Source organism: Vibrio sp. 1078-1, from assembly GCF_033340475.1.
Window position 1 is genome coordinate 289507 of the sequence record NZ_JAWOWM010000004.1, and the last position, 21397, is coordinate 310903.

Annotated in this window: 21 protein-coding genes; 10 read left to right on the top strand and 11 right to left on the bottom strand. The window is 45.2% G+C overall.

The features are described 5' to 3' along the window. Positions 1 to 16: 16 nt before the first annotated feature. Positions 17 to 1093 (top strand): alkene reductase, encoded by a 1077-nt coding sequence (locus tag R7190_RS11285; protein WP_186584484.1) that lies wholly within the window; start codon positions 17 to 19, stop codon positions 1091 to 1093. A 63-nt stretch (positions 1094 to 1156) separates the two neighbouring features. Here R7190_RS11285 and R7190_RS11290 read toward each other — a convergent pair whose 3' ends face one another. The 4 genes from R7190_RS11290 to argR all read right to left on the bottom strand — a co-directional run bounded on the left by R7190_RS11290 (position 1157) and on the right by argR (position 6355). After that, the gene (locus R7190_RS11290) at positions 1157 to 1594 is read right to left on the bottom strand and encodes a universal stress protein (protein WP_005379654.1); all 438 of its coding nucleotides are present in this window, start codon (positions 1592 to 1594) and stop codon (positions 1157 to 1159) included. Positions 1595 to 1639: 45 nt separating this feature from the next. Continuing rightward, a complete protein-coding gene (locus R7190_RS11295; protein WP_186584483.1) occupies positions 1640 to 4219 on the bottom strand; it encodes a TRAP transporter permease in 2580 nt (859 codons plus the stop codon). Positions 4220 to 4510: 291 nt separating this feature from the next. Next, positions 4511 to 5479 (bottom strand): TAXI family TRAP transporter solute-binding subunit, encoded by a 969-nt coding sequence (locus tag R7190_RS11300; RefSeq protein WP_005379657.1) that lies wholly within the window; start codon positions 5477 to 5479, stop codon positions 4511 to 4513. Positions 5480 to 5884: 405 nt separating this feature from the next. Beyond that, a complete protein-coding gene (argR, locus tag R7190_RS11305; RefSeq protein ID WP_005379659.1) occupies positions 5885 to 6355 on the bottom strand; it encodes a transcriptional regulator ArgR in 471 nt (156 codons plus the stop codon). 359 nt (positions 6356 to 6714) lie between these two features. On the opposite strand from argR, the gene mdh reads away from it, so the two are divergent. Together mdh and R7190_RS11315 are read left to right on the top strand one after the other, a co-directional pair. Next, positions 6715 to 7650: a malate dehydrogenase gene (gene mdh, locus R7190_RS11310; RefSeq protein ID WP_005379660.1), complete on the top strand. Its 936-nt coding sequence runs from the start codon at positions 6715 to 6717 to the stop codon at positions 7648 to 7650. A 113-nt stretch (positions 7651 to 7763) separates the two neighbouring features. After that, positions 7764 to 7955, top strand: coding sequence for a hypothetical protein (locus R7190_RS11315; protein ID WP_005379661.1), 192 nt, complete (start codon positions 7764 to 7766; stop codon positions 7953 to 7955). A gap of 93 nt (positions 7956 to 8048) precedes the next feature. Here R7190_RS11315 and ispB read toward each other — a convergent pair whose 3' ends face one another. Further along, positions 8049 to 9020 carry an octaprenyl diphosphate synthase gene (gene ispB, locus R7190_RS11320; protein WP_064353590.1) on the bottom strand — a complete coding sequence of 324 codons (972 nt, stop codon included), beginning with the start codon at positions 9018 to 9020 and terminating at the stop codon, positions 8049 to 8051. A gap of 256 nt (positions 9021 to 9276) precedes the next feature. Between ispB and rplU the strand changes: the two genes are divergently transcribed. The 6 genes from rplU to folA all read left to right on the top strand — a co-directional run bounded on the left by rplU (position 9277) and on the right by folA (position 13210). After that, positions 9277 to 9588: a 50S ribosomal protein L21 gene (gene rplU, locus R7190_RS11325; RefSeq protein WP_005383096.1), complete on the top strand. Its 312-nt coding sequence runs from the start codon at positions 9277 to 9279 to the stop codon at positions 9586 to 9588. A gap of 20 nt (positions 9589 to 9608) precedes the next feature. Then, the gene (gene rpmA, locus R7190_RS11330) at positions 9609 to 9866 is read left to right on the top strand and encodes a 50S ribosomal protein L27 (RefSeq protein ID WP_005383095.1); all 258 of its coding nucleotides are present in this window, start codon (positions 9609 to 9611) and stop codon (positions 9864 to 9866) included. A 212-nt stretch (positions 9867 to 10078) separates the two neighbouring features. Continuing rightward, positions 10079 to 11251, top strand: a complete 1173-nt coding sequence (gene cgtA, locus R7190_RS11335) for an Obg family GTPase CgtA (RefSeq protein WP_042522432.1) — start codon at positions 10079 to 10081, stop codon at positions 11249 to 11251. Positions 11252 to 11447: 196 nt separating this feature from the next. Then, positions 11448 to 12248, top strand: coding sequence for a threonine/serine exporter family protein (locus tag R7190_RS11340; RefSeq protein WP_005379664.1), 801 nt, complete (start codon positions 11448 to 11450; stop codon positions 12246 to 12248). Next, positions 12248 to 12721 carry a threonine/serine exporter family protein gene (locus R7190_RS11345; protein ID WP_005379665.1) on the top strand — a complete coding sequence of 158 codons (474 nt, stop codon included), beginning with the start codon at positions 12248 to 12250 and terminating at the stop codon, positions 12719 to 12721. Before R7190_RS11340 ends, R7190_RS11345 begins: the two co-directional genes overlap by 1 nt. Positions 12722 to 12730: 9 nt before the next feature. Beyond that, the gene (gene folA, locus R7190_RS11350; protein WP_186584482.1) at positions 12731 to 13210 is read left to right on the top strand and encodes a type 3 dihydrofolate reductase; all 480 of its coding nucleotides are present in this window, start codon (positions 12731 to 12733) and stop codon (positions 13208 to 13210) included. 269 nt (positions 13211 to 13479) lie between these two features. Here folA and apaH read toward each other — a convergent pair whose 3' ends face one another. The 6 genes from apaH to lptD form a co-directional block, all read right to left on the bottom strand. Further along, a complete protein-coding gene (gene apaH / locus R7190_RS11355) occupies positions 13480 to 14286 on the bottom strand; it encodes a bis(5'-nucleosyl)-tetraphosphatase (symmetrical) ApaH (RefSeq protein ID WP_025768370.1) in 807 nt (268 codons plus the stop codon). A gap of 15 nt (positions 14287 to 14301) precedes the next feature. Further along, positions 14302 to 14682 carry a Co2+/Mg2+ efflux protein ApaG gene (gene apaG / locus R7190_RS11360; RefSeq protein WP_005379668.1) on the bottom strand — a complete coding sequence of 127 codons (381 nt, stop codon included), beginning with the start codon at positions 14680 to 14682 and terminating at the stop codon, positions 14302 to 14304. Positions 14683 to 14757: 75 nt separating this feature from the next. Beyond that, on the bottom strand, positions 14758 to 15567 hold the full coding sequence (rsmA, locus tag R7190_RS11365; RefSeq protein WP_005379669.1) for a 16S rRNA (adenine(1518)-N(6)/adenine(1519)-N(6))-dimethyltransferase RsmA: 810 nt from the start codon (positions 15565 to 15567) through the stop codon (positions 14758 to 14760). Further along, positions 15564 to 16562: a 4-hydroxythreonine-4-phosphate dehydrogenase PdxA gene (gene pdxA, locus R7190_RS11370; RefSeq protein ID WP_005379670.1), complete on the bottom strand. Its 999-nt coding sequence runs from the start codon at positions 16560 to 16562 to the stop codon at positions 15564 to 15566. Before pdxA ends, rsmA begins: the two co-directional genes overlap by 4 nt. After that, positions 16552 to 17835: a peptidylprolyl isomerase SurA gene (gene surA, locus R7190_RS11375; RefSeq protein ID WP_005379672.1), complete on the bottom strand. Its 1284-nt coding sequence runs from the start codon at positions 17833 to 17835 to the stop codon at positions 16552 to 16554. Before surA ends, pdxA begins: the two co-directional genes overlap by 11 nt. 59 nt (positions 17836 to 17894) lie before the next feature. Next, complete coding sequence (lptD, locus tag R7190_RS11380) at positions 17895 to 20240, bottom strand: LPS assembly protein LptD (RefSeq protein WP_005379673.1); 2346 nt, start codon at positions 20238 to 20240, stop codon at positions 17895 to 17897. Between the two features lie 266 nt (positions 20241 to 20506). Here lptD and djlA point away from each other — a divergent pair, with 266 nt between their 5' ends. Continuing rightward, on the top strand, positions 20507 to 21361 hold the full coding sequence (gene djlA, locus R7190_RS11385) for a co-chaperone DjlA (protein ID WP_005383076.1): 855 nt from the start codon (positions 20507 to 20509) through the stop codon (positions 21359 to 21361). Positions 21362 to 21397 lie beyond the last annotated feature (36 nt).

Consider the following 21397-nt stretch of genomic DNA (forward strand, 5'->3'; position numbering starts at 1 on the left):
ATTTGAGGTAAACAACATGTCCAACTCTGTAGACTTATTTTCTCCTATCGAACTCGGTCAATTAGCATTAGATAACCGTGCCATTATGGCGCCTTTAACGCGAGCTCGTGCTGGTGCGGACCATATTCCTAATGACCTTATGGTTGAATACTACGCTCAACGTGCGAGTGCCGGACTTATCATTGCTGAATGCACCATGGTGATGGAAGGTACGTCTGCTTTCATGGCAGAGCCGGGCATTTACAGCGAAGAGCAAATCGCAGCTTGGAAAAAGGTAACGGATGCGGTTCATGAGAGAGGCGGTAAGATTGTACTGCAAATTTGGCATGCGGGACGAGCTTGTCATCCTGATCTGAATGAAGGAAAAACACCTGTAGCGGCGAGCGCATTGGCCATTCGTGATGAATTAGTCCATACCCCTTCGGGTAAGCAAGCATATACGGTACCACGAGCACTCGAAGTGGATGAGATAGCTTCCATTGTTGCGGCGTTTAAACAAGGTGCAGAAAACGCCAAGAAAGCCGGCTTTGATGGGGTCGAGATACATGGCGCCAATGGTTATCTTATTGATAACTTCCTTCGTGACGGTTCAAATTTACGTACCGATGAATACGGTGGCTCGGTTGAAAATCGTGCTCGATTTTTACTTGAGATAGTGAAAGAAGTCGTTGAGGTATGGGGACCTGGAAGAGTCGGTCTGCGCACATCTCCGCTAAATGGATTTAATGACATGAAAGACAGTGATCCAGTTGGCTTGGTGCGTTACTTAGCAGAGCAACTTAATTCTTTCGATCTTGCTTATTGGCACGTGATGCGTGCGGATCTGAAAGGCGTACAAAAAGCAGATGTTCTCAAGCCAGCACGCGAAAACTATCAAGGTCACTTAATGGCGAACGTGGGCTACAGTGCACAAGAAGCGGCAACAGCAATTGCAGAAAACAAAGTTGATGTGGTCGCATTTGGCGTTCCCTTTATCGCAAACCCAGATTTAGTTGAGCGATTTAAGAAAAATGCACCTCTTAATGAGGCGAAACCAGAACACTTTTATTTGGGTGGAGCAGAAGGTTATACCGATTACCCAATGATGGCATAACCCTTACTTGTTTAATATAAAAAGGACGCTAATGTTAGCGTCCTTTTTCGTTTCTGTATTTACTTAGCCTTGCGGTTTTACGACCATCACATTGATTGGAGAATATTCCACAACCTTACTCGCGACAGAGCCAAGCATTACTTTATTGATTTTAGAGCGCTTGTGACTTGGCATAATGATGAGATCAGCGCCTAAACGTTCTGCATAATCAAGAATGGTCGCGTAGGCCTTGCCTTCAGCAACATGCACTTGGTAAACCACATCTTCAGCAATATGCTCATTAGCGAAAGTTTTTAGTTGCTGCTTCACGTCTTGCTTCATTTTGGCCGCAGCATCTTTCGGAAAGTATGTGGCAACCATCGACATGTGAATACCAGGTAGTACCGTCAGAAGATGGATTTGAGCATTTGCTTGCTTTGCCTGCCAAACCGCTAGTTCAACCGCTCGGTCTGAAAAGCCTTGGTCATTTAGATCAACCGGAACAAGAATTTGTTTGTACATTCAATGTCTCTCATTAAGGCCCCTTTATCCTCGGGGCCAAATCGGTTATGCGCTCAATTGTTCCTTACGAGCACGACGTTTTTGGTTCATTGCAAGCACCAGCAAAATCATTAAGCATGGTACAAACACCCACTCTTTCATCGGACGGTCTGCATCCTGGATAACCCACTTGATTTCCCAATCAAAGTCGATACCTGCGGACTCTGCTGGACTACCAAATTCAACCATATCGACAATCATTTTGTTGTCACTTTCGGTCAGCATCAGACCCATAGATGAAATACGTTCGTCTGCTGTTGTCGCACTGTCTTCGAATGGAAGACGAACCGTTTTCTCAATGTAGTCGCCCTCAAGGTTTTCACCGGCAACACGTAACTCCAATGATTCTCCTACATTTAGTGTTTCCGTGATTTGAGCTACCTCAACGCCAGGAGAAAGAACTTTCGCTGGGTACAGCATGTCCCACCAAAAACCTGGACGGAAAAACGAAAACGTCAGTACTAATAATAGGACTGTTTCCCACCACTTGTTACGCGTGAACCACCACCCTTGAGTTGCCGCAGAGAAAATCAGCATTGCAATGATCGATGAGATGACCGTGAGTGCCAAATGCCACCAAGAGTCGATCCCCATTAACAATAGCTGGGTATTGAACACAAACATGAACGGCAAAATAGCGGTTCGAATATCGTAAGTAAAACCTTGGATACCGGTACGAATTGGATCTGATTTCGCAATTGCTGCTGCTGCAAAAGCCGCAAGGCCTACAGGTGGGGTATCGTCGGCCAAAATACCAAAGTAGAAAACGAACAAGTGCACCGCTATCAACGGAATAATTAAGCCATGCGCTGCGCCGAGCGTAACAATAACCGGCGCCATTAGCGTAGAGACCACGATGTAGTTCGCCGTTGTTGGCAGACCCATCCCCAGAACCAAGCTAATGATGGCGGTAAAGAGCAGCATAAGAATGATGCTGCCACCAGAGATAAACTCGACGAAGTCGGTCATCACTAGGCCGATACCCGTTAGTGTAACAACACCAACAACGGTGCCCGCTGCCGCGGTTGCAACGCCGATACCAATCATATTGCGCGCACCAGAAACTAAGCTCTCGGCAAGATCGACAAAGCCATCTTTGGTTTGCTGAAGCATGTCACCTTGCTTTGACAGCAGTGCAATCAACGGACGTTGAGTAAGCAAAATGAAAATCATGAACACCGTTGCCCAGAATGCCGAAAGGCCAGGTGAGAAACGTTCGACAGTCAAACACCAAACCAATACGACGATAGGGAGTAGGTAGTGCAAGCCTGACTTAACGGTTGGACCAGGATCAGGTACTTCTGTTAATTCTGCATCAATCTCAATTGCGCCATCTTGCACGTGATTTGCTGAGACTTTCACCAACCCAACGTACGCGATTAATAGTGCGACGGTAACAATTGGTGTCGCGGCATCACCAAAGACGTCCTTTGTCCAACCCACTCCGTAGTAAACCAATGCGCTGATCACACACAATCCTAAGATTGTGCCAGTAAAGGACAGCAGACTTTGTACTAGTGTTGGGTTGTGGCGACGAGGAAGGCCCGTCATGCCTGCTTTACATGCTTCAAGGTGAACAATGTAAATTAAAGCAATATAAGAGATTAGCGCTGGAAGTAGGGCAGCTTTAATCACCTCAACGTAGGAGATACCGACGTATTCCACCATCAAAAATGCTGCTGCACCCATGATTGGCGGTGTTAACTGACCATTGGTTGAAGCCGCTACCTCTACCGCACCCGCTTTTGTGCCGGGAAAGCCAACACGCTTCATCAGTGGAATCGTAAAGGTGCCAGTTGTTACTACGTTTGCGATTGAAGAACCAGAAACCAGACCAGATAAACCTGATGCAACAACGGCCGCTTTAGCTGGACCACCTTTCATATGGCCAAGTAACGAGAAGGCAACTTTAATGAAGTAAGCACCAGCACCAGCGCGTTCCAGCATTGCTCCAAACAATACAAACAAGAAGACAAAAGAGGTAGAAACACCTAGCGCAACCCCAAATACGCCTTCTGTTGTTAGCCACAAGTGGGACATGGCCTTGTTCAAGCTTGCCCCTTTGTGTGCGATAACGTCAGGCATGTAAGGGCCTGCAAAGGTGTAAGTAAGGAAAACAGCAGCCACGACCATCAATGGTGGACCAAGAGCTCGGCGTGTTGCTTCTAAAAGGAGGATCATACCGATAACAGCAACAACGATATCAACCGTTGTCGGTGCGCCTGAGCGTCCTGCTAGCTCGGTATAAAAAAGGTATATATAGGCTGCTGAAAAGCTGCCAGCCAACGCGAGTATCCAATCAACAAGAGGGATATGATCGCGAGGAGAATTCTTCATCGCTGGATAAGCAGTGAAAGCCAAAAAGATCGCGAAAGTAAGGTGGATAGATCGCGCTTCCGTGTCGTTCAGTACGCCAAAATTGAAAATAAATGGTAACGGGGATGCGTACCATAATTGAAATAGTGACCAACACAGAGGAACAAACCAAAGGATTCGTCCTTGCATTCCCGAAGGGCTACGTGCACCTGTGTCTGCCTGAGCCACCATTTCTTGCACATCTTGTGACGGAGCTTGATTCGTCGCCATGTACTTTTTCCTTATTATTGATGGTCCTGTCTGATTTTTATCGAGAACCACACTTCGCCTCTATCAGTGTAGTGAATGGAGCGAAGTTTGCTTTCGAGTATTTTGCTGCCTGAACTCAAAGTGTTGATTGTTGGATACTCTGTTAGGCGGCGTTTAAGTTTTCTTGGGTATGAGCTCGCAGTTTTCAGAAGAAAACTGGCGAATGAAGCATACAGTTAGAACGTGCTACAACCTGTATGCTCAAACAGGCAGAAAATATTCTTTCCTGCCTGTATGTAGAGTCTGAGGAAATTACTTAATTAGACCCATTTCTTTGTAGTATTTTTCTGCACCTGGGTGAAGAGGAATAGAAAGACCAGCTTTCACCATGTCTTCTTTCTTCAAGTTTGCGAATGCAGGGTGTAGACGTTTGAAGGTATCAAAGTTTTCAAACACAGCTTTTGCCACGTTGTAAGCGACATCGTCTGAAACATCAGAGGTCGTTACCATTGTTGCTGCAACACCAAAGCTGTTTACGTCTTTGTCTGTGCCGCGGTACATACCAGCCGGTACTGAGCTAAAGGCGTAGTATGGGTTGTCGGCAACAATTTTATCGATTTTAGGGCCTGTTGCTGAAACTAGCTTCGCATCACATGATGTGGTTGCTTCTTTGATTGAACCGTTCGGGTGGCCGACCATGTAAATGAAGGCGTCAATTTTGTTATCACAAAGTGCCTGAGAGCGTTCAGAGCCTTTTAGCTCAGACGCCAATTTGAAGCTGTCGTTTGTCCAACCCATCGCTTCCATGACAACGCCCATCGTTGCACGGTCACCAGAGCCTGGATTACCGATGTTTACGCGCTTACCTTTCAGGTCTTCAACGTTTTCAATACCTGAATCTGCACGCGCAATGATGTTGAAAGGTTCTGTATGAAGAGAGAACATTGCGCGTAGCTTCTTGTACGGGCCTTGTTCTTCAAACTTGCTCGTACCGTTGTAGCCGTGGTACTGCCAATCCGATTGCACGATACCAAAATCTAATTCGCCTGCACGGATAGTGTTAACGTTGTAAATTGAGCCACCAGTCGATTCTACTGAACAACGGATGTTGTGGTCTTTACGACCTTTATTTACCAACTTACAGATAGCACCACCAGTTGGGTAGTAAACACCTGTCACAGAGCCAGTACCGATGGTAATAAACTCTTGAGCGTTAACTGCGCCTGCGCCCATTACGGCTGCAGCGATAGCGCCTACTTTGAGAAGTTTGTTAAATGCCATGAATTTCCCTTCCTTATATTCATTATTTACCCGGAAATAACCATAAATCACTTCTGGAGTTTCCTATTTGGAAACGGCACCTTTTTCAATCCAATCGTTTGAAAAAGCGAGCGAATCATAACAAAAAATTGGCAGAAAATTATCCAATTGTTAAATGTTATAGTTGATAAGTCTGAATTTTGTATCAGGGGATAGGATTCAATTTGTGATTTAATTCTTTTTAAAACAATTGCTTAATTAACGTTTAGTGACTGAAATGAAAAAGATCAATTGCGTGATGTTAATCACAAAATGGATGGTTAAAGAATGAGCGGAGTAAGCAAAAAATTTACATAAATTATGGGCTACAAAATGAGACTTCTTTTATAACCCACAATGAGTTAGCTGATTGAAGCTTTATAGAACTTAACCAGTATATTCGAACAGCTCGCACACTGATTTGAAGAGTTGCTCAGTCGTAATTGCCATGGTTGGCGTAATGAAAATGGTATCGTCACCTGCGACAACACCAAGAATACCTTCGGATTTACCGAGTGAATCAAGCAAGCGAGCAATCAACTGTGCTGCACCTGGGCCAGTGTGAATTACTACTAACGCTGCGTTACGATCGATGTCTAGTACTAGTTCACGCAGAGAACTGCTGACTGTTGGGACACCTAGCTCAGCAGGAAGACAGTAAACCATTTCCATTTTTGCATTGCGCGTACGGACGGCGCCAAATTTAGTCAGCATACGTGAGACTTTAGATTGGTTGATACTCTCAAACCCTTGCTGTTTGAGTGCGTCAACAATCTCGCCCTGTGAGCCAAAGCTTTCTTCTTTTAACAGGGCTTTAAAGGCGCGAACTAAGTTGTCTTGTTTTTCTGAATTGCGCATAGTCATTACAAATCTCTTATTACGGGTCAGCAATTTTGCATATTCTCGCATATATATTCAGGCGGTGCCAAAGAGTCCCAGGATTATGTTAGATGCGTCACTGTAAACTATATACCACATAGAATTCTTTAGCGCGCTGAAGTAGGGCTGTATCTGTTTTCTTGAATTCCTTGTCATTTCAACAGAATAAAAGAATAATCCAAGCCCCATTTGTAGCACGGTAACAGCGAGTTGCGCGAGGTCGCAAAGCTAGCGTTAATTGATTGTAATCAAGTTGTGATTCCGATAGCTTTATTTAAGTTGGTTACAAACTACCCTACGAATACGTTTATAAGAGAAATACTCTCAAGGAGAACTACATGAAAGTAGCCGTTATTGGTGCCGCTGGTGGCATCGGTCAAGCCCTGGCCCTTCTACTTAAGAACCGTCTTCCTGCTGGTTCTGATCTAGCCCTATATGATATTGCTCCAGTAACTCCTGGTGTGGCCGCTGATCTTAGCCACATCCCTACGCCAGTTTCTATCAAAGGTTACGCTGGTGAAGATCCTACTCCAGCACTAGAAGGCGCGGATGTTGTGCTAATTTCTGCTGGTGTTGCGCGTAAGCCAGGTATGGATCGTGCGGATCTATTTAATGTAAACGCTGGTATCGTTAAATCGCTAGCGGAGAAGATTGCGGTTGTTTGTCCGAAAGCTTGTGTTGGTATCATCACAAACCCTGTAAATACAACAGTGCCAATTGCTGCTGAAGTTCTTAAAAAAGCGGGTGTTTATGATAAGCGTCGTCTATTTGGTGTAACAACGTTGGATGTTATCCGTTCAGAAACGTTTGTTGCTGAGCTAAAAGACAAAGATCCAGGTGACGTTCGCGTGCCAGTAATTGGTGGTCACTCTGGCGTAACGATCTTACCTCTACTGTCTCAAGTAGAAGGTGTTGAGTTTACAGCTGAAGAAGTAGAAGCATTAACGAAACGTATTCAAAATGCAGGTACTGAAGTTGTAGAAGCGAAAGCGGGTGGTGGTAGTGCAACACTATCAATGGGCCAAGCTGCATGTCGCTTTGGTCTGTCTCTGGTTCGTGCTCTTCAAGGTGAAGAAGGCGTAGTTGAGTGCGCTTACGTTGAAGGCGACGGCGAACACGCGACTTACTTCGCGCAACCTGTAAAACTGGGTAAAGAAGGCGTTGAAGAAGTACTAAGCTACGGCAAACTCAGCGATTACGAAAAGTCTGCATTAGACGGTATGCTAGAAACACTAAATGGCGACATCAACATTGGTGTTGAATTCGCAAAGTAACCTAGAAAGCCTATATAAGAAGAAAGCCGATCATTTTGATCGGCTTTTTTGATCCTTGATTTCTCAACTTCGTAAAAATGGTCGAACAAAACCACGTAGTGAAGGAGAAGATGATGGAAGCGAGTCGAATCCGTAAAGGCATGGTTGTTGAGTGCCAACAAGGCGTCGGTACGATATTAGTGGTCGACCATGAAGCAGAGACGGTATTGTTGTCCAAACAAGGGACTGAACAGCAACTCGCCGTTAGCTTTGATGAAATAGAAGATGATCCACAACTGCATGGCGGTAGTGACAGATATTACTAGCGCCCCGGGCGTCGTCATTAGGTATCAAACGTAAAAAAGGAAGAGCGTGCTCTTCCTTTTCGCTATAAGCCTTGCGTTACGGGTAGCTATTGATTACTTCGTGCGTTGTACTGCGACATGAGCCAGAGTAACAAGCGCTTGTTTGTATTCAGACTCTGGCAACACTGATAGTTCTGCGATTGCTTTGTCTGCTTCTTCTAGAGCTTTTTGCGTTGTGTATTCCAGAGAGCCTGCTTCTTTCATGACCGCAAGAATTTCTTCTAAGCGCTCCATTCCATTCGCTTTCTCAATCGCTTCACGAATCATGATGGCGTTTTCTGGTGTGGTATTACGCATAGCATGGAGTAGAGGTAAAGTTGGCTTGCCTTCGGCCAAGTCATCACCCACATTTTTACCCATGTCTTCGCCATCAGAAGTGTAATCCATGACGTCATCAATGAGCTGAAACGCAGTGCCTAGATACTTACCGTAATTTTGCATTGCGATTTCAACATGCTCAGGAGCATCATTTAAGATTGCACCGATTTGAGTTGCGGATTCAAATAAGCGCGCAGTCTTAGAGTAGATGACTTGCATGTAGCTTTCTTCTGTCGTGTCAGGGTCGTTACAGTTCATCAACTGCTGTACTTCACCTTCGGCGATCACGTTTACGGCATTGCTCATTAGTTTAAGGATCTTCATGGATCCTAGTTCTGTCATCATCTGAAATGAGCGTGTATAGATAAAGTCCCCAACTAATACGCTAGCCGCATTGCCAAATGCTGCATTCGCAGTGGCTTTACCACGGCGCATGTCTGATTCATCTACCACGTCATCATGCAGCAAAGTCGCTGTATGGATGAACTCAATAAACGCAGCTGCCATTGTATGACCATTGCCTTGGTAACCAAGTGCGCGGGCTGACAGTATCGCTAAAAGCGGTCTTAGACGTTTGCCTCCACCACTCACGATATAAAAACCGAGCTGGTTGATTAAAGAGACATCAGAATTAAGTTGGGCTTGAATTGTTTCATTCACTTTTGCCATGTCATCGGCAGTAAGCGCTTGGATAGTTTTAAAATCCATCGTATATCCGGCTGAAGTTAGACCCTGCAAGGCTTATTCGATTTATATAATTGTCGAATAATACACTAAAAAACGTTGATTAATACATTACTAAAGGGCATGATTGCCGCACTTTTCTTTGGCGATTAGCTTTTCGCCAATTTTTTCAAAATATGGCTTGTCATAGGAGCATCTATTCTGTAGAATCTGCGCCCTATTGATGATTAGTTTAGCGCACACCCTCAAGAAAGGCTGTGCGGAAAAAGCGGAGTAAAATATGTACGCTGTTTTCCAATCTGGTGGTAAACAACACCGTGTAAGCGAAGGTCAAACTCTTCGTTTAGAGAAATTAGACGTTGAAACTGGTGCAACTGTAGAATTTGATAAAGTTCTTCTTGTTGCTAACGGCGAAGACATCAAAGTTGGTGCTCCTCTTGTAGAGGGCGGCAAAATTGTTGCTGAAGTTGTACAACACGGTCGTGGCGATAAAGTTAAAATCGTTAAGTTCCGTCGTCGTAAGCACTCTCGTAAGCAACAGGGTCACCGTCAGTGGTTCACTGAAGTGAAGATCACTGGTATCAACGCTTAATCTATTAGGAGAGTTTAACAATGGCACACAAAAAAGCTGGTGGTTCTACTCGTAACGGCCGCGATTCAGAAAGCAAACGTCTAGGTGTTAAGCGTTTCGGTGGTGAATCTGTACTTGCAGGTAACATCATCGTTCGTCAACGTGGTACTAAGTTCCACGCTGGTAACAACGTAGGTATCGGTAAAGACCACACTCTATTCGCTCTTACTGAAGGTAAAGTGAAGTTCGAAGTGAAAGGTCCTAAGAACCGTAAGTTTGTAAGCATCGAAGCTGAGTAATTAGGTTTTTAACCAAATTACTTAATAGCTTTAAGCTGAATTCAAAAGCCCTGCCGAATCGGCGGGGTTTTTTATTTGTGGCAGTCGACATATCGAAGTTTCTCGCTAAGATCCTAAGCGATTTGAATCTGGGAGCTTAGATCTGTCATCTGCTAAAATTGTCGGATGACATAGTAAGATTTAATCCACGCACGAAGTAGTCGGAGTAAAAGATGAAGTTCGTAGATGAAGCGGTAGTAAAAGTTCAGGCTGGTGATGGCGGTAGTGGCGTTGTCAGTTTCTGGCGTGAAAAATTCATCACTAAAGGTGGCCCTGATGGCGGTGATGGCGGTGACGGTGGTGATGTTTATATCCAAGCTGATGAAAACCTAAATACCCTGATTGATTACCGTTTCCAGCGCTTCTACGAAGCTGAGCGTGGTGAAAACGGTCGCGGTGGTAACTGTACAGGTAAGCGTGGTAAAGACATTGTTCTTCGTGTACCTGTGGGTACGCGCGCTGTGGATATCCACACAAATGAAATCGTGGCGGAAGTTGCTGAACACGGTAAGAAAGTGATGATCGCAAAAGGCGGTTGGCACGGTCTAGGTAACACGCGTTTCAAATCTTCAGTAAACCGCGCGCCTCGTCAGAGAACATTGGGTACAAAGGGTGAAGTACGCGAAATTCGCCTTGAGCTATTGCTTCTTGCTGATGTGGGTATGCTTGGTCTACCTAATGCTGGTAAATCAACCTTTATCCGCGCAGTATCAGCAGCAAAACCGAAAGTCGCTGATTACCCATTCACGACTTTGATCCCAAGCTTGGGTGTCGTAAGTGTCGTACCAGAGAAAAGTTTTGTTGTTGCAGATATCCCTGGTTTGATCGAGGGTGCAGCAGATGGCGCTGGCCTTGGTATTCGATTCTTGAAGCACTTAGAGCGTTGTCGAGTGTTGCTGCACATGATCGATATTATGCCAATTGATCAGTCCGATCCGGTGCAAAATGCATTGACGATCATTGATGAACTAGAACAATACAGCGAAAAACTGGCAAGTAAGCCGCGCTGGTTAGTGTTCAACAAAGTTGATCTAATGCCTGAAGAAGAAGCGAATGAGAAGATCCAAGAAATCTTAGACGCACTAGGTTGGGAAGACGAGTACTTTAAGATCTCGGCGATCAATCGTAACGGTACTAAAGAGCTTTGTTACAAACTGGCTGACTTTATGGATAACCTACCTCGCGAAGAGGAAGAAGTGGCTGAAGAAGATAAAGTTAACTTCATGTGGGATGATTACCATAAAGATGCGATGGCGGGTAAAGACGTTATCACTGAAGATGACGACGATTGGGATGACTGGGACGATGAAGAAGATGACGGTCACGTTGTCTACGTTCGTGACTAATCAGAACGGTCAAACAATGCCTGTTTGCCTATAATTCATTAAGCCGCAATTATTTATTGCGGCTTTTTTTGTATCTAAATCATATTTAGGTGATGTGATTTACGGCACAATAACTGATACGTCGTGTTTTTTTGAGGGTTAGTTTGGCCCTCGCGCGTATGAATGAGTAACACCCTAAAAGGAATTAGACTTATTTATGACTCTAGAAACCATACCGCCTAGAGAGTTGGCGGTATCTACTCAACGATCGATTTCTCGTCTTGTCGCCCAAGCCGGACAAATGCTACTTGCTCATGGTGCTGAAAGTACTCTTGTGAGCGATATTATGCGTCGTATTGGCCTTGCTTGTGGGGTGAATGAAGTTGCGGTAGCACTATCAGCTAATGCATTGGTTGTGACGACGGTAATGGATGGGCATTGCATCACCACCACCCGAAGCTGCGCTGATCGTGGCATCAATATGCGCGTTATTACGCAAATTCAACGAATCTGTATCATGATGGAACGTGGTTTGCTCGATTCAACCATGGCGCAGAAAAAGCTGAACGCTATCAGTCCAGAGCGTTATAACCGCTGGTTGGTGGTGTTTATGATTGGCTTGTCTTGTGCGGCATTCAGTCATCTAGCTGGTGGTGATTGGGGAGTATTCATTATGACCTTTTTAGCTTCAGCTGGTGGCATGATCGTTCGCCAAGAAATTGGTCATCGTCATTTCAACCCTCTATTGAACTTTGCTGCGACCGCTTTTGTGACCACCTTAATTTCAGCACAGGCGGAAATTTACCAAATCGGTAATCTACCTACCGTAGCAATGGCATCGTCAGTATTAATGCTTGTACCTGGTTTCCCACTCATTAACTCTGTCGCAGATATGTTGAAAGGCCACATTAATATGGGGATTGCTCGATTTGTGATGGCTAGTTTACTAACGTTGGCGACATGTTTGGGGATCGTTGCTGCGATGAGTGTAACTGGAATTTGGGGGTGGGCTATCTAATGAGTTTATTTGATTTGATGTTTGGCCTTTTGAATGACATGTTTTTTGCGGCGATTCCCGCTGTAGGATTTGCATTGGTTTTTAACGTACCACAAAGAGCTTTAGTGTATTGCGCTGTTGGTGGCGCGATTGGTCATGGTAGCCGCTACTTGATGATGCAGTTTGGCATTCCTATTGAGTGGGCAACCTTTTTTGCTGCGACGTTAGTTGGGATGATTGGTGTGTACTGGTCTCACCGTTTTCTCGCGCATCCAAAAGTGTTTACTGTGGCTGCTTTGATCCCGATGGTGCCGGGTGTGTTTGCGTACAAAGCAATGATCGCTATGGTAGAAATCAATCATGTTGGCTACTCACCCGAGCTTGTCGCAACCTGTATGGAAAACTTTCTTAAGGCCATGTTTATTATTGCAGGTTTAGCTGTTGGTCTTGCGGTTCCAGGGCTGTTATTCTATCGCCGCAGACCAATTGTATAAGGACCTAACATGATCATTAGTATGATTGCCGCTATGGCCGACAATCGCATCATTGGCAAAGACAATCAAATGCCTTGGCATCTTCCCGCCGATTTCGCTTGGTTTAAGCGTTGTACCATGGGAAAACCGGTTGTGATGGGACGCAAAACCTATGAGTCTATTGGTCGCCCTTTACCAGGTCGCTTGAATATTGTTATTAGCCGTGATGAGACACTAAAGATCGAAGGCGTCACTACCGTAACATCGATTGAGCAGGCTCTGGAAGTCGCAGGTGATGTGGAAGAAGTGATGATCATTGGTGGTGGTGCGATTTACACCACTTGTCTGCCTATGGCCAATAAACTGTATGTAACATACATTGAAGCGGCCATTGATGGTGATACTCAGTTCCCAGATTGGGGAGACGAGTTTAAGGAAACTTACTCAGAAATGTATCAAGCCGATGAGAAGAACGCCTACAACATGCGCTTTACTGTGTTAGAAAAGTAATTCGAGATTAACACCGCGTAGTTAATACGGTAATGCCGTTCGTGTAACAGCGAGCGGCCATCCCAACCTACCGTCATCCTGAAAAGCGACGAAAGAGCGAGATTCAGGAGCCTCTATACGAGTACCTTGTTGTCAAAGGTATTTCTATCTATTCGCAGCGCGAGGATATTAGATTCCTCGTCTCGTTAAGGCTCGTTGGAATGACCCTACAGGAGGTGTTAAGTGACAAGTATTCTTCCTACTATGGATTATCGACTGTTATTCAGTGTTTAACTTAACGCATCCTGAGTAAAAATTTTCTTATCTTCCCAACGGATCATGGTTAGGCTTCCGCCCCAAACGCAGCCAGTATCTAGCCCGATGACTTCGTTGTTCATATAGCCTTGTAGTGCAGCCCAGTGCCCAAAGAGCACCGCTTTATTTAAGTGAATACGTTTGGGCACATCAAACCATGGAATAAGTTTGTTACCGGAAACTTGTTGCGGTGGCAATTTACAATCCATATCCAAACGACCATCAGGGAAACAAAAGCGCATCCGCGTAAAAGCATTGATAATATAACGGTATCGGTCCAAACCCTGTAGAGAGTCATCCCAGGAATCAGGTTGATTGCTGTACATGTTTTTTAATAGCCAAGGCAGCTCTTCACTTTGGATGATGCGCTCAACTTCACGGGCACACTTTCTCGCTGTTTTTAGATTCCACTGCGGTGATATGCCAGCGTGACACATCACGAACTCGTCATGCTCGGCCAATAGAGGTTGCTGAGCTAGCCATGTCAGTAGTTCCTCTTTGTCAGGGGCCGTGAAAATAGGTGCGGTTTTATCTTTGTCTTTGACCTTTTTTATCCCGTGAGCCACTGCGAGAAGGTGAAGGTCGTGATTACCAAGCACCACGATTGCGTTTGCGCCAAGTGACTTCACAAAGCGTAACGTTTCTAGTGATTTAGGCCCTCTGGCGACCAAATCACCAGCAAGCCAAAGTTGGTCTTTTTTCGCAGAGAAAGATACTTTTTCTAGTAGTCGCTGCAATTCATCAAAACAGCCTTGGATGTCACCAACAATATAGGTAGCCACTGAATCTCCAATTTACTAATTTAAAACATTTGGAACAGCCAAGCGAAATGGTTCGATTTCGGTGATGAACTCTTGCCCTTTCTCATCCAGCATTTTGTAGTGTCCTTGCATAACGCCGACAGGGGTTTCTAACGCGGTTCCGCTACTGTACGTGTATTCATCATTGCTTGGAATAAAGGGCTGCTGGCCTACAACTCCGTCACCTTCAACCGTCATTTGCTTGCCGTTCGAGTCTGTGATTAGCCAGCGGCGGCTCACTAACTGTACGGTTTGCTGGCTAAGGTTTTTGATGGTGATGATATAAGCGAAAACGTAGCGTTGTAGCTCTGGGTTGGACTGTTCTTCGATGTATTTGGTGTGAACTTGAATTTTGATGCAAGGTTGAATGACGTCCATGTGCACTCCTCAGAAACGTAATATCCCAATAATAATAAGCCAAACCTACAAGGGTTTGGCTCATTGTTTGAGTTCTTAGTGCTGCGGGTTATCCGCAAGCCAGTTCGCCATTGCGACGAATTGTTCTAGCGTCAGGTTCTCTGGACGCATGCTTGGATTAACACCTAGCTCTTCTAGTACTTCTGTGCTTAACAACGATTTGTAGCAGTTACGAACGGTTTTACGACGTTGGTTAAAGCCTTCACGACAAACGCGATCGAGCAAACGCAGATCTTTTGCCGGGCATGGCAGCTCTTCGTAAGGCACTAAACGAACAACGGCAGAATCCACTTTCGGTGGTGGAACGAATGCCGTTGGCGGTACTTCCAGTACCGGTACCACTTTACAGTAGTACTGAGCCATTACCGTTAAACGGCCGTAAGCTTTGCTGCCAGGGCCGGCGGCTAAGCGGTTTACCACTTCTTTTTGCAGCATAAAGTGCATGTCTTGAATGTCTTTATGGAACTCAAAAAGGTGGAACATCAATGGTGTAGAGATGTTGTATGGCAAGTTACCAAAAATGCGCAGCTTGTTGTTTGGCTTCACTAGTTGAGTGAAGTCAAAACGCATAGCGTCACCCTCATGGATGGTCAACTTATCTGCCAGTTCAGGGTGAGTACGTAGGCGTTCCGCCAGATCGCGGTCTAATTCGATAACTGTGAACTTATCTACTTCACGACCTACCGGCTCAGTGATTGCACCAAGACCAGGACCGATTTCAACCAGGTTTTGACCTGGTTTTGGGTTAATCGCTGATACGATCCCATCAATAATGTATGGATCGTTCAGGAAGTTTTGACCAAAACGTTTACGCGCTTTGTGTCCTAAATGGACATCATTTCTCATTGTTTCTTCTCTACCAAATCTATCGCATGCGTGAGCGCTGTTCGGAAACTCCCTGTATCCGCTTGACCTGTCCCTGCCAGATCTAATGCAGTACCGTGGTCCACCGATGTTCTAATAAAAGGTAGACCAAGAGTAATGTTTACTGAACGACCAAAGCCTTTGTATTTTAATACTGGCAATACTTGATCATGGTACATGCCTAAAACAGCATCAGCATCATTTAAATATTTTTCATTGAAAATGGTATCAGCCGGCAGAGGGCCGATCAGGTTGATACCTTTTTCTTGTCGAATTTTTTCCAGTGTCGGAGTGATGGTTTCGATCTCTTCACGACCTAAGCAGCCATCTTCGCCAGCATGAGGGTTAAGCCCGCAAACGTAGATGTTTGGTTGTGCGATAGCAAACTTTTCTACAAGGTCTTTATGAAGAATATCGATGATTTTTTCTAATCGCTCTTCGGTGACAGCTTTGGACACATAAGCTAAAGGAATATGTGTTGTAACCAGCGCCACGCGTAGTCCTTCCGTTGCTAGCATCATTACAACTAGCGGCGTTTGTGACTTCTCGGCGAAAAATTCAGTATGACCACTGAATGCAACACCTGCGCGATTAATCACCCCCTTATGAACAGGGCCGGTGACAATAGCATCAAATTCATCATTCATACAGCCTAAAGCCGCTCTTTCTAGCGTTTTTAGTACATAGTGGCCATTCGCTTCATTGAGCTCACCTGCGACCGCAGGTTCCGATATTTGGATATGGTCAACGATAAGCGTGCCCGCTTTTTGTGCTTTAGGTGCTTCTTCTGGATTGTAATCAGACAGTTGGACTTCGATGCCAAGCTGCTTGGCTCGCTCCATCAGCATATTCTTATCGGCACAGACGACAATTTGGTGCGCCCAATCTTCTTTCGATAGGGCAAGCACTAAGTCTGGGCCGATACCCGCAGGTTCCCCTGCGGTTACGACAATTCTACGAATTGTATTAGTTGTCATTGTTGTCATCCACGATTTCAACAAACGCACTTGCGCGTAGCTCTTGCATCCATGCGCCCGCTTCTTCATTAAATTTACGGTTAAATAGAATGCGGTAAGCTTTATTCTTCATCGCTGAGTCAGTACGGTCAACTTGGCGACGATCCAACACTTCAACGATATGCCAGCCGTGAACGGTTTTGAACGGTTCGCTGATTGAGCCAACTGGCAGAGTTTCTACTTGGTGCTTGAATTCTGGCACGTAAAGATCTGGTGTTTGATAACCTAGTTCACCGTCTTGTGCTGCCGAGCCAGGATCTTGACTGTATTGTGTTGCCAATTGAGCGAACGTTGCTTCACCGGCTTTGATGCGGCGTACAAATTCATTCAGTTGCTTCTTCGCCCCTTCGTCGCTCAGAATCACGGTTGGTTTAATCAAAATATGACGCGCATTTACTTCCGTTACCGCAACCGTTTCTAGGCCTTTGACATCCTCTATTTTTAGGATGTGGAAACCAACGCCACTACGGAATGGACCAATAATGCTGCCTTTGTTTTGCATCTTGATCTGATCAGCAAAGATGGTCGGCATCTCTTCTTTACGCATCCAGCCCCAGTCACCACCTTGTAAAGCTTTAGGGCCTTTAGAGTAGGTGTAGGCCATCTCCGTAAAGTCTGCACCTTCGTTTAGCTTTTTCGCGAGCGCTTTAGCTTCTGCTTCTACAGCAGATTTTTCTTTATCGTCAGAGAAGCGCAGTTGAATGTGTCCAATTTTGTATTGAACAGTCGCATTGGTTTCTTGTGATAGTTGCTCAGCAAGGCTATCGACCTCTGCTGGAAGGATATTAATACGGCGACGAACCAGTGCATTGCGAGCTTCTGATGCGGCGATTTCCTTACGAATTTGTTCGCGGAATTCTGGGTAACTTAAACCTTCACTTTCTACAGAAGCAGCGAGTTGTTCTACCGATTGCTCATTATTACGTGCGATCTCTGCAATCGCTTGGTTTAAACGGTTGTCGTCAATACGTACACCAATACGGTCAGCTTCTTGGCCTTGCAACGTGTCAATGATAAGTTTTTCAACAACTTGTTCTTTTAATACGCTGGTAGAAGGTAAGCTCTTTCCACTTTGACGAGCGTTGGCTTGCAGCGTTTTCATCGCTGTTTCGATGTCGCTTTGTAGAACTACACCGTCGTTCACGATGACCGCAACCTTATCGATCTCTACTGGTGCTGCAACCGCTCCGCAAGAGAGTAGGGTCGTGAATAAGATTGATTTCCAAATTTTCATTTAAAATTCCGTCAGTATTTTTGAATAGGCGTCTTATTCATTTAAGACGCCTATTTTGATTAATTGTTCAGATAGAATGGGCGGCCGTACTTAATCGCGTTGTCAGAACCATCCAGCTCTTTGACAGCAGTGTCTTCACGCTGGTTGGTCGCAAAGCCTTGAATACCGAAGTTAACGCTGAAGTTATTTTCGTATTCAGGTGATGCCCCGGTGCTGCCGATAGCTTGGTCTTCCCAACCAAGCAATTGGTTTGAGTAAGTGACGCCAATGTACCAACAGTCAGATTGGTAACGTAGGCTCGCTAACCATTCTAGGTCCGCATTTTCATTGAGGTCGTAGTAGTATTGACCACTCGCAGACCAGTTCGGGTTGAACTCGTAGGCCGCTACAATACCTGCTTGAGAAATACCTTTACGAGTAATTGTGTCTAGGTTTTCGAGAATGATCGTATCTTCGATGTATTCACGCGTAACGTAGCGATAGTTACCCTGAATAAAGCCGCCGTTGAATTGGTATTCCAAGGTACTGTTTGCCAACTGCATGGAGCTCAAATCAATATCGTATTGAATTCCACCGTGATAGAACAAGTAATCGTTGTAGTTGAAATCAGCTTCAATCGCCCATGATGAGTAATTGGTTGTCTCATCCGGAAGATTTGGGCTGTTGCTCAGTTTGGTCTTTTTATCGAAGTAGTAAATCTGACCAAATGAAACGTTAAGACGCTCTTTATAGTCATCATCAAAGAAGCGAGTACTCGCACCGTAGCTTAACTGGTTCGCCGAGGCGATTTTATCAATGCCACTGTACTTACGACTGCGGAATAGCCCGTAGTAGTCGGTTTGTAGCAAGGTGGTATCGTAGTTGTAGATGTTGGTCTGATCTTCTTCAGGTACGTACAAGTACTGCAGCTGAGGCTCCAGTGTTTGGGTGTAGCCCTTGATCCAGCTTGTATCTCGCTCTAAGTAAAGTTGCGCATGCGTACGGAACTCAGGAATAACACGAGAAACTTCATCATCCAACTGGTTTTGCAAGTTTACATCTGTCAAACCCGTTAAGTCTTGAGAGTAATACGTAGAGAGCACACGCGCTTCTGTTGTCCACGTTGCCCATGAGTTTGAGAGTGGTAATGTAAGCCCTGGTTCAATGTGAACACGGGTCGCATTTGGTCGCGCAGCATCGCTGGTATCGAAGCGGCTGACTTGGCTCTTCACGTCAAAGTTAAGGTAGTCTCCCCACAACGGCGTGTAGTAGTTCAAGTCTAACTGAGGAAGCAGGCGATAAGGGCGGTTCTCTTCTTTCAATAAGATTTGGAAGTCACGAACGGTTAACGAGGCATCCCAGAAGTCAGAACGATATTGTACTTGTCCTTCTTGAACCAGTTGACCATCTTCACGGTTACCAATATCGGAGTCGAGATCGAGGAAGTAATCAATATCACTCACTTTTGAGTAATCAACTTTGACTATCCACTGTTTATTGATGATACCGTCGTGTTTAACTTGGTAGCCCCAACGAGACTCGTCCTGATATTTGCGATCACTATTGAGGTATTCGCCTTTGATTTCCCCATTTCCCCAACCATCTGTTAGGTAGCGGAAATCAGTATCGAGTTTTGTACCACGTTGCTGCATATAGAGCGTGGTGAGTGTCATGTCATATTGAGGCGCGATGTTCCAATAGAATGGCACCTCGACTTCCATACCATCACTAGAACCGTACGATAAAGAAGGGAAGAGGAAACCCGTTTTACGCGTATCTCCAATTGGCATGGTTAGATACGGCACATAGAAAACAGGCACATCTAACACTTCAAATCGAGGGTGGTGCAGCGTCGCTGTCTCTTCATCTTGGTCAACATCGATGCCTGACGCAACCAATCGCCATGAATTATCGCCTTGAGGGCACGATGTGATAGAGCCGTCTTCGAGTTCATAAACCGACTGACCTGTGCGGGCGATATAGGCTGCAGTGCCTCGGCCTTGTTGGCAAAGGAACTGATAATCGGTGTTCTCAAGTGAAAACGTATCTTGATTAATGTCGTTAGTAACACGATCAGATCGAGCTTTGACTTGGCCGTCATTGAAAGTCACGTTGCCTTCGGCAACCACGACGTTGTCTTGTTGGTGCAGCGTTACGCTATCTGCGGTAATTTTCTTCTGGCCTTGGGTGACTTGTACATTACCTGAGTACTGAGCTTTGTCACCATTGATGGCTTGCAGGGTGTCAGCTTCTACCACTACTGGGGTATTAAGAGCGTCCTCCTCGCCACTTGTATCGACCAAACATTGATCTGTGGCGGGCATTTCCTGCACACTATCATGGATATTCGCTTCAGCTTGAGTGGTGGGTACAAACAAGGCGGTGCTGATAGAGGCCGCTAAAAATGTGCGGGAGAAATGTTGCATTGAATTGAACTTTCCTGTGTCACTACTACTCGATGGCTATAGGGCTTGTTGTACCCTAGCGTAATAGCCAAATGAATCAACTATAGTCGCATTTATCCCAGCGTATTGATTCACTGTGGCATAATGACGACAAAATAGCTGCAAAGATAAGCAGGCGAAATGGCCTAGCCGAAATAAAACTAATTCCATTATCATAAAGGAAATCGTTGCATCCGGCACTATAAGACCGCCGTCGTCGATAAAAATTCATTGATAGAGAACACATAATGCATATTTTTGGCAAAATTCTGGGTGCCTTTTTTGGCTTGTTACTTGGCGGGCCGCTAGGTTTACTCTTTGGCTTATTTATTGGCCATCAATTCGATAAAGCACGTCGCTTGAGTCAAGCCGGGTTCTCTACTGGCGGCTTTGGAAAAGGGCCAAGTCAAGCTCAACGCCAAGAAGAGTTTTTTAAAGCGGCGTTTGCGGTAATGGGACATGTGGCAAAAGCGAAAGGCCAAGTCACCAAAGAGGAAATCCAACTGGCTTCAGCCATGATGGACCGCATGAATTTGCATGGCGAACAGCGTCGCGCAGCGCAAGACGCGTTTCGTGAAGGTAAAGACAGCGACTTTCCGTTAGAAGATGTTCTTGTTCGTGTGAAAATTTCGACAGCTGGTCGCTTTGACTTGTTGCAATTTTTCTTAGAGCTGCAAATCTCGGCGGCCTTTGCAGATGGCTCAATCCACCCGAGTGAACGAAATGTACTACACAAAATTGCACGTGGTTTGGGTTTCTCTTCTGAGCAATTAGAGCGTCGTTTGCAAATGCAAGAAGCCGCATTTCGTTTCCAAAGCCAGGGCGGTTTTCATGGTCAGCATCAAGGCCAATCTTCAGGTGGTAGCTGGCAACAAGCTTCACAAGCGGATCAGTTGGCCGACGCGTACAAAATTCTGGATGTGTCTTCAGATGCAGACAGTAAAACCGTTAAGCGTGCTTATCGTAAACTGATGAACGAGCATCACCCGGACAAATTGATGGCTAAAGGTTTACCACCAGAGATGATGAACGTCGCGAAAGAGAAATCTCAAGAGATTCAAAACGCTTACGATCTTATTAAGAAGGTTAAAGGCTTTAAGTAGCCGGACGTTTTCTATCAAACATTTGGATTTAAAAAG

Excerpts from the sequence above, each read along its gene's own strand:
- R7190_RS11285 (WP_186584484.1), top strand. The coding sequence starts at position 17 with ATGTCCAACTCTGTAGACTTATTTTCTCCTATCGAACTCGGTCAATTA.
- R7190_RS11290 (WP_005379654.1), bottom strand. The coding sequence starts at position 1,594 with ATGTACAAACAAATTCTTGTTCCGGTTGATCTAAATGACCAAGGCTTT.
- R7190_RS11295 (WP_186584483.1), bottom strand. The coding sequence starts at position 4,219 with ATGGCGACGAATCAAGCTCCGTCACAAGATGTGCAAGAAATGGTGGCT.
- R7190_RS11300 (WP_005379657.1), bottom strand. The coding sequence starts at position 5,479 with ATGGCATTTAACAAACTTCTCAAAGTAGGCGCTATCGCTGCAGCCGTA.
- argR (WP_005379659.1), bottom strand. The coding sequence starts at position 6,355 with ATGCGCAATTCAGAAAAACAAGACAACTTAGTTCGCGCCTTTAAAGCC.
- mdh (WP_005379660.1), top strand. The coding sequence starts at position 6,715 with ATGAAAGTAGCCGTTATTGGTGCCGCTGGTGGCATCGGTCAAGCCCTG.
- R7190_RS11315 (WP_005379661.1), top strand. The coding sequence starts at position 7,764 with ATGGAAGCGAGTCGAATCCGTAAAGGCATGGTTGTTGAGTGCCAACAA.
- ispB (WP_064353590.1), bottom strand. The coding sequence starts at position 9,020 with ATGGATTTTAAAACTATCCAAGCGCTTACTGCCGATGACATGGCAAAA.
- rplU (WP_005383096.1), top strand. The coding sequence starts at position 9,277 with ATGTACGCTGTTTTCCAATCTGGTGGTAAACAACACCGTGTAAGCGAA.
- rpmA (WP_005383095.1), top strand. The coding sequence starts at position 9,609 with ATGGCACACAAAAAAGCTGGTGGTTCTACTCGTAACGGCCGCGATTCA.
- cgtA (WP_042522432.1), top strand. The coding sequence starts at position 10,079 with ATGAAGTTCGTAGATGAAGCGGTAGTAAAAGTTCAGGCTGGTGATGGC.
- R7190_RS11340 (WP_005379664.1), top strand. The coding sequence starts at position 11,448 with ATGACTCTAGAAACCATACCGCCTAGAGAGTTGGCGGTATCTACTCAA.
- R7190_RS11345 (WP_005379665.1), top strand. The coding sequence starts at position 12,248 with ATGAGTTTATTTGATTTGATGTTTGGCCTTTTGAATGACATGTTTTTT.
- folA (WP_186584482.1), top strand. The coding sequence starts at position 12,731 with ATGATCATTAGTATGATTGCCGCTATGGCCGACAATCGCATCATTGGC.
- apaG (WP_005379668.1), bottom strand. The coding sequence starts at position 14,682 with ATGGACGTCATTCAACCTTGCATCAAAATTCAAGTTCACACCAAATAC.
- rsmA (WP_005379669.1), bottom strand. The coding sequence starts at position 15,567 with ATGAGAAATGATGTCCATTTAGGACACAAAGCGCGTAAACGTTTTGGT.
- pdxA (WP_005379670.1), bottom strand. The coding sequence starts at position 16,562 with ATGACAACTAATACAATTCGTAGAATTGTCGTAACCGCAGGGGAACCT.
- surA (WP_005379672.1), bottom strand. The coding sequence starts at position 17,835 with ATGAAAATTTGGAAATCAATCTTATTCACGACCCTACTCTCTTGCGGA.
- lptD (WP_005379673.1), bottom strand. The coding sequence starts at position 20,240 with ATGCAACATTTCTCCCGCACATTTTTAGCGGCCTCTATCAGCACCGCC.
- djlA (WP_005383076.1), top strand. The coding sequence starts at position 20,507 with ATGCATATTTTTGGCAAAATTCTGGGTGCCTTTTTTGGCTTGTTACTT.